The following is a 6,750-nucleotide window of genomic DNA, read 5'->3' as shown; positions in this document are numbered from 1 at the left end:
TAAACGACCGTTTGCAAACGCGCGCAAGGGGTGTTTCCCTCGTCGCGCTGAGTTCGGGAAGCCTTGTATCTATGGGCTGAAGCCCACGAGAGGCGCTCCATCGCTCTCGAGAAGACAGCATCCTCGGGCGCTGTCGCGTTTAGTTCCCGATTTCAATTGAAGCAGTAAGCTGAAACTGAAGCGCTGGAATTTCACCTTAGCGCTTCACCAATGGGTCAAGAATCCTGAGCTTCACAGCCCTGCGGCTTTGGTCAGGTTCACCCGGAACCTGTCGCGCCTGCGCTGATAGCGCCGGGTCATCTCGGCCGACGCATGTCCGAGTTGCTTTTGAACATAGCGCTCATCAACCTCTGCCGACGAGGCGAGCCCGGCACGCAAGGAATGCCCCGAGAACATTGCCAACCGTTTGGCTTCCGGCAAATCGGATCTGATGCCACTCTTCATAACGGTTGCCTTGATCAGTCGCGCTATGTGCTTGTCGGAAAGGCGGGACTCGAGGGCACGCTTGCCGTCCCGCGAGGTGCGCACGAAGACCGGCCCAAAGTCGATCTTCGCAAAGTGTAGCCATTGCTCAAGCGCGTGGACGGGACAGGTCTGGCCGCTTGAGCCACGCCCGACCTCAACCTCGCGCCATCCGGTCTTGGCATTGAGGGTGAGCAGGGCGCCGCCGTCGAAGACTTCGACCCAGCCGCCGGAGTCCGGTGTATCGTCCTTATGCACATCGAGGCAGACCACCTCCGACCGGCGCAGGCCACCTGCATAGCCCAAAAGCAAGATCGCCCGGTCTCGGAGCCCGCGGAGATCGTAGGAAAGGGTGGCCACCATGGCCTGGATGTCCTCAGGCAGGATCGCTTCCTTCTGGACCGGCGGGCGCGCATGCTTGCGTTTGATCCCGGCCAGAACGGTGGCGATATGCCGGTCCTTGCGATCAAGAGTGAACCCGCGCTGTCTGTAGTTCCAGGCAAGCCCCGAGAGACGGCGCTCGATCGTGGAGACCGAAAGGGTAGGGGCCTTCCCGGTTGGTGCAGCCAGATCAGCCACATAAAGTCCAATCATCTCGGGCGCGGGGGGCAGAGGTTCCGTGCCTTTCAACCGGCACCAGCGGCTGAAGTGTTTCCAGTCGGCCGCATAGGCCTTGTTCGTGTTCCCGGCTGTCGAGGCCTCGGCGTAGCCACGGGCGGTATCGATCAGCCGGTCGAGTGCGCCGGAGCCGGCCACATTGGCGGGCAGGGCGATTGAGGCTCGGTCCCGAGAGGTTCTCTTGTCGTGTTCGTCACCGTTCAACGAGTCATAGGACGCTGAGCTCGAAATCTCTGCGCCAGACGCGTCGGAATCCTCGATTTTGGTGCTGTTATTCGTAGGACTGCTCATGTTTTCGAGCATATCATTTTTACGCCCGATAATGCAAGATTATCGGACATCATGGCAAAAGATAGAGCGAGGCGTTTTCTGTGCTATTTTCTGGAGCAAAGCGCCGCGATGGTTTAGGCTTCAGTCATGACATTTGCCCGACCGGAACACTCCATCGACACAGACACTCTACCCCGGATGCCCGCATGGGTCACCTCGGCACGTCCTGAAGCCTTTGAAGATGTGGCGTTTTTATCAGGCGCGGCGCTGAACCACCTGCATCTTGTGTTGGGACGCGAAGAGGTCCCCAAAGCCTTGTTGCGGGATCGGCTGGCGCTGCGAGCGGCCGAGGCATGTGCCGGGTTTTCTGGTCGTCCGGAAAGAGCCCCAGAGCTGCGCGACGCGATTCATCTTCTGCGCCCTGGCGATCTACCTGGTCCCGCGGGGGAAACTTACCTTGCCTGGCGTCGCGCGGTGGAGCGGCCGGTGTCGATCAAGGCTCTGGGCCGAGCCTTGCCGATCTTGGAGTTGGGCCAGATTGCTACATGGCTCGATACGGGGAAGGGAGCGCCGGTGACCCGTGCCGCGATGGCGCTGGATGCTGTCCTGACGGAGGCACCCCGTGCCGAAGTCCCGGCGTTGATCCTCGCGGACGCCGCCCTCGCCCAGGCGCTTGGTTGGGATCATGTCGTGCCGCTGCTGGCCGCGGGTTTGAAACGCACAGACCTGCGCAAGCGGGGTGACGATTTGCGCCTAGCCTGTCATCGCGCAGTGACCGCATCCGCGGTCGAGGCCGCGCGTCTGGCTGTCGATCTCGCGCGTCGGGCTTCGCTTTTGAAAGGAGTTGCACCAAAGCTTCGGGCCAAGGGGGCAGGGGCGGCGGTGAAAATATTCCTGACGCAGGACGCCGTGGCGCCCAGTGCCCTGCCTTTGCCGGACCGCGCGGCGCGGCGGCTCTGTGACCGGCTTGTCGATCTCGGCGCGGTCCGTGAGCTAACCGGGCGCGACACATTCCGGCTCTACGGGGTGTAGCCATGAGCATGGACAGCGAAAGTGGGAACCGGTTTCGCGGTTCGGACATGCGACCGGAAAGGAAGTCGAAGGATCGACCAGAAGCTGAGCTTGATCGCGAGTTGCTCGACCTGCCACCGGAGTTGCGCTGGCGGGAATGGATGCGCCGGATCGAGGCGGTGCTGTTTGCCTCTGCCTCGCCTGTACCGCGCGAGGATCTGGCGCGCATAGTGGGGCAGGGGACTTCGGTTGATCTGCTGTTGGAAGACCTTGCCGCTGATCTGGAAGGGCGGGCGTTCGAGATTGCCATGGTCGCAGGGGGGTGGATGTTCCGGACGCGGCCTGTTTACGCGCCTGCGATCCGCGCCGCAGCGGATGTCGGAGACCAGTTGCTGGACCTGAACGAGTTCGACGTCGCGATTTTGGCGGCCATCGCCTACCACCAGCCGATCACCCGCGATGGGCTCAAAGACATCTTTGGCAAAGAGATCAGCCGGGACCTGATCGGAAGGCTGCATGCGCAGGGTCTGATTGGAACTGGGCCGCGCGCGCCGCGTCGTGGTGCCCCCTATACCTTCGTGACCACAGACGCGTTCCTCGCAGCTTTCGGGCTGGAGAGCTTGCGCGACCTGCCAGATGCTGAACAGCTGAATGATGCCGGGCTGGCCGCGCGCGCCTGAAACTCACCGGGAATTTTTACAGCGCTTGCCGCTGCTGATCGAGCCGCGCGGCCGCCTGAACGAGATCCGCCAAATGCGGGCCAGCGGTGGTAGAGCAAGGCCCAGCTTTGGGCCGAGGCAGGACGGCATCGCTGAAAGATGTGACCAGTCCGCTCCAAGCTGGCGCAGCCTGAACGACGCGTTTCCAATAGATAATCGCGGAACTTCTTCTCTTTTCGAACGGCGTCGACCGCCCTTCCGCCAATTTCTGAAACAGCTGATAGCGATCCCGATGAGAGAGGCGCGCGATGGACATTGGCCGTCGACTAAATTGAAAGCAGGCTGATCCAAGAAGGTCCGGGAGTGATCGCCCCTCTGCCATTCGATGCCCTGATGCCTGCAGACGAAGCAGATCGTCGATCAGACGCTCAAGACGCCGAACCCCATTGGTGGCAGGACGGATGCGTTTGCAGAGGGCCGCGCCGCACCAGGCGCAGATCTGATGCGGCACAAGACGCTTCTGGCTGAACGGAGCCAATCCTTGTCCGCAGGATGGGCACCTGTCCCGAAGTCGGCAGCCGTGGCGAAAGCAAGAAACGCGTGTCGCGAGGCGCCAGTCTCGGCGAAAATAGGGCGTTTCGTCTTCCGTCAGACAAGCGGGACAGAACTGCAGCCAGGTAACCTGCCTCCTGGGTGCGCAACTCTGCTGAGGCGATGCCCGCAGGGGCAAACGCAGCACAGCCAAAGGGTCAGGGGCAATGGTCAGAGCCGCGATGTCTTCCACGGGTATGCCGGTATGCTCTCGCAGAAACTGCAGGATGCGATCGGGCAACGCCCGATCAAGCCGCGCCGACCAGTTCTCACCCGGCGCTCCGAGAAGCGTGCCAAAATAGTGCGGAGGTATGCCGTTCGCGTAGGCGAGGCGGTGCAGCCAACTCGACAGAAGTTCACCTGGTGCGGGCATAATGCTCACTGGCCAACGGCTTCCCGCCACACTTTCATACCGCTCTGCAGATGTGACGGATATCTCGGTCGGCCCAAACCTCATGTCATATCGTGACGCAAAGCGGAATTACGGCGCCTCGAGAGAGGCACATAGCCGAGGTCCCACAGGGTTGCGCCCGTGATCCGGCCCTCACCGCGCGAGATTGCCGCCACTGCGGCACGGGTGACGATCTCGACAACCTCGCCGATCAGCCCCTCTGACAGATCATGGATGATCTTCGCCAAGGGTTCGCGCGACAGATCGGAGGTGTCGGCGAGCGGCAGACTGGCTTCCAGGCTGTCGAGAAGCGTCGCGAATTCCTCGTCATACGGCCATCGTGGAATGGGGATCGTATCGAAACGTGAGCCCATTTCGTCGGTGTCATGCACCGCATCGTAGATCGCGATTTCGCCGACAAGGACTGGTGAGATGTCATGCACCCGTGCGATCCGCCGCAAGAACGAGAAGATGGCCTTCACATCCTGGCGCCGCCCGCGCAATGCGCTGTGGAACTCGTCGAAGATCAAAAGGCGCGGCTTCAGGCGCTCCAGAAGATGATCGACCTGATCGCCGGCGCGGGACAGGCTGCGCCAGCCCGCGGCTTGTGGCGCGCGCAATCCGGACAGGATGCTGGCATAGAAATGCGACAGGCCTGCACCTTCCCGGGTCTGGATCACCCACACCTTTTGCTGGTCGGCGGTACGCAGATGTTCGATGGCGAAGCGTTCGGCGATCATGGTCTTGCCGTTGTGGTAGGGACCGGCAAGCAGCAAACCGCGTGGGCGCAGCGATGGCGGTCGCTCGAGCAGCAGTCGCATCGCGTCATGCGCCGCGCCGGCGGCCGGATGGCTGATCCAGCGCGGCGCGCGAACATGGGCGATCCGCACTGCGTCATCGGCCTGCAAGAGCGGGATTATGGCGGGCATGAGGTGATCCGGCACCCTACCAATCCTCGACAGGGAAGACCCGCCGAGGGCGATCCGGATCGAGCTTTTCTTGGGTCGGGACGGAAGGCGCGGCGAAGTCGGCATAAGGCTTCTTTGCCTCGGTGGCATGCCGGGCGCGGGTCATCTCCTTCAACCGGCTTTTGGGGGTTTTGGCGGCGGCAGCAGTGGCTGCGATTTCGCGTCGGATGGCTGATGCCTCCTGCACAGGGCGCCGCTGGATTTCACGCCGCTGCTGTCGATCCGCCTGGTGCTGCCAAAGCGTGATCGGCTCGGCCAGTCCGTCCCGTCGCCTGACCGGCCGCCAGGCCTGCGTATCCGGATCCTTGACGTAGACATGGCTGATGTCGCGAGGATCATAGCACAGATCCAGCGGCTCCAGCCGGTCACGACGCGCAACCAGCGGGCCAAGCCAGGGCTCGAAATAGTCGATGGCGAAGAGACTGATGCCCTGAGGTGAAATTTTCCGCGTCTTGCGTGGCAGGAAATTCAGCAGCACATCGACAGGCGCATCGATAGGCCGGTCCTTCGGCTGGAACCGATCTTCCCACTCTTTCGCCGGAACGGTCAGCCTGCGCGCATTCTGGCTCAGGTTGTGGTCGATGATCGCGAGCGCGATGCAGCGTTCAAGATCCGCGAAGCTGAGCCGTGCCCGCGCTTCCGAGGCATAGTCGCCCCGATCCGCGATGGAACGCCCCGTCTTGCCGGGCAAGGCGCGTAGCGCGGTGTTCACTTTCCCAAGCAGGCGTTCCACGACTCCGCCCCGATGCACGGTGCCCTTGTTCCGCATGCGTATGGCGATGCCATAGTCCGCGCATCCTCTGCTGAAGGTGCTGCTCTGGAACTCCTTGGCGGAATCGACGACGATTTGCTTCGGGCGACCGTGCATCGGCCAGGCATGATCGATACCGCGTTCTGCCAGCCAGTCAATCTTGCAGCACATCGCGTGCGCCAGACAAAGCGCGACAGACAGTCGTGACGGCCGCTCGAGGGTCAGGCAGAAGCCGATGATCGCGCTCGTGGCCACATCTGCAGCGATGGTCAGATAGGGACGACCAACGAAGACACCGTGGTCATCAATCACCTCAACAAATTGGATGTCTGCCGGCGTGTGATCGATCTGGACAACGTCGAGCGCGTGGTTAGCCCGGATGTAGCCCGGTCGCGGCTTCAGCCGGTGCAGGTGTTTACCATCCGACAGGCGGCGGCGGGCAATTTCTTCCGGGGCGAACAGAATGGGGATCCGCCGGGCGACAGTGACATAGGCGGGTGGAGTGTGCCCTTCCTCTGCGCAGCGGGTGCGGATCTCTTCAACGATCGGTGCAAGGTCCGGCTGCTCCGGGCGCAACCACATCTCCCGCAGGGTCACCGCGATGATGTTCTCGACTGCGGGGTTGATCCTTGGTTGTCTTGTTCCACTCCTTCGCGGCAGAAGGGACGATACCCTGCGCTCTTCCCGATACCGCGCCAGATAGTTGTAGACTTGGCGTGTCGAGAGCCGCAGCTCGGATGCCGCGCGCATCACGGCCTCACGCACCGGCGCCGCTCCGTCAAGAATCCGGTCCAACTCGCGCGCGGTACGCGTCGCCTTGGCCCACGCTTCATCCGAGGCATGCGCTTCGCCGGACGTCATCGATATGAAACTTCCGAGACCGGCTGGGTCATGCGCCAACAGGGCGGCCACTTGCTGAAATACGTAGCCAAAATTGAAGCCTTAAGCTGAAAAATGATGTGTGCTTACCCCGTATCATCCAGAAATCACGTAATAATCATGTGCTGAAATGGTGAAGAAAATGCGACA

At 62.0% G+C, this 6,750-nt stretch carries 6 protein-coding genes and 1 pseudogene; 2 read left to right on the top strand and 5 right to left on the bottom strand.

Going from position 1 to position 6,750, the window contains the following annotated elements:
* Positions 1-231: 231 nt before the first annotated feature.
* Positions 232-1,371, bottom strand: a complete 1,140-nt coding sequence (locus CLV77_RS00105) for a tyrosine-type recombinase/integrase (protein ID WP_231582182.1) — start codon at positions 1,369-1,371, stop codon at positions 232-234.
* Between the two features lie 126 nt (positions 1,372-1,497).
* On the opposite strand from CLV77_RS00105, the gene CLV77_RS00100 reads away from it, so the two are divergent.
* Positions 1,498-2,382, top strand: coding sequence for a DUF1403 family protein (locus CLV77_RS00100; protein WP_037239259.1), 885 nt, complete (start codon positions 1,498-1,500; stop codon positions 2,380-2,382).
* Positions 2,383-2,429: 47 nt separating this feature from the next.
* The gene (gene scpB / locus CLV77_RS00095; RefSeq protein ID WP_037240140.1) at positions 2,430-3,041 is read left to right on the top strand and encodes an SMC-Scp complex subunit ScpB; all 612 of its coding nucleotides are present in this window, start codon (positions 2,430-2,432) and stop codon (positions 3,039-3,041) included.
* Between the two features lie 16 nt (positions 3,042-3,057).
* On the opposite strand, the gene CLV77_RS16635 is transcribed toward scpB, so the two are convergent.
* From CLV77_RS16635 to CLV77_RS00080, 4 genes and pseudogenes are all read right to left on the bottom strand, one after another.
* Complete coding sequence (locus tag CLV77_RS16635; RefSeq protein WP_244901581.1) at positions 3,058-3,336, bottom strand: hypothetical protein; 279 nt, start codon at positions 3,334-3,336, stop codon at positions 3,058-3,060.
* Between the two features lie 264 nt (positions 3,337-3,600).
* Positions 3,601-3,984, bottom strand: a pseudogene (locus tag CLV77_RS16925) (TniQ family protein); the annotation flags it as partial.
* A gap of 80 nt (positions 3,985-4,064) precedes the next feature.
* Positions 4,065-4,931: a TniB family NTP-binding protein gene (locus CLV77_RS00085; RefSeq protein ID WP_051922089.1), complete on the bottom strand. Its 867-nt coding sequence runs from the start codon at positions 4,929-4,931 to the stop codon at positions 4,065-4,067.
* A gap of 16 nt (positions 4,932-4,947) precedes the next feature.
* A complete protein-coding gene (locus CLV77_RS00080) occupies positions 4,948-6,582 on the bottom strand; it encodes a Mu transposase C-terminal domain-containing protein (protein ID WP_037239331.1) in 1,635 nt (544 codons plus the stop codon).
* Positions 6,583-6,750: the final 168 nt, after the last annotated feature.

It is taken from the genome of Brevirhabdus pacifica (genome assembly GCF_002797755.1).
GTDB classification, from domain to species: Bacteria; Pseudomonadota; Alphaproteobacteria; order Rhodobacterales; family Rhodobacteraceae; genus Brevirhabdus; species Brevirhabdus pacifica.
Note: the sequence above shows the minus strand (reverse complement) of the source record. Positions and strands in the feature narration are given on the sequence as shown.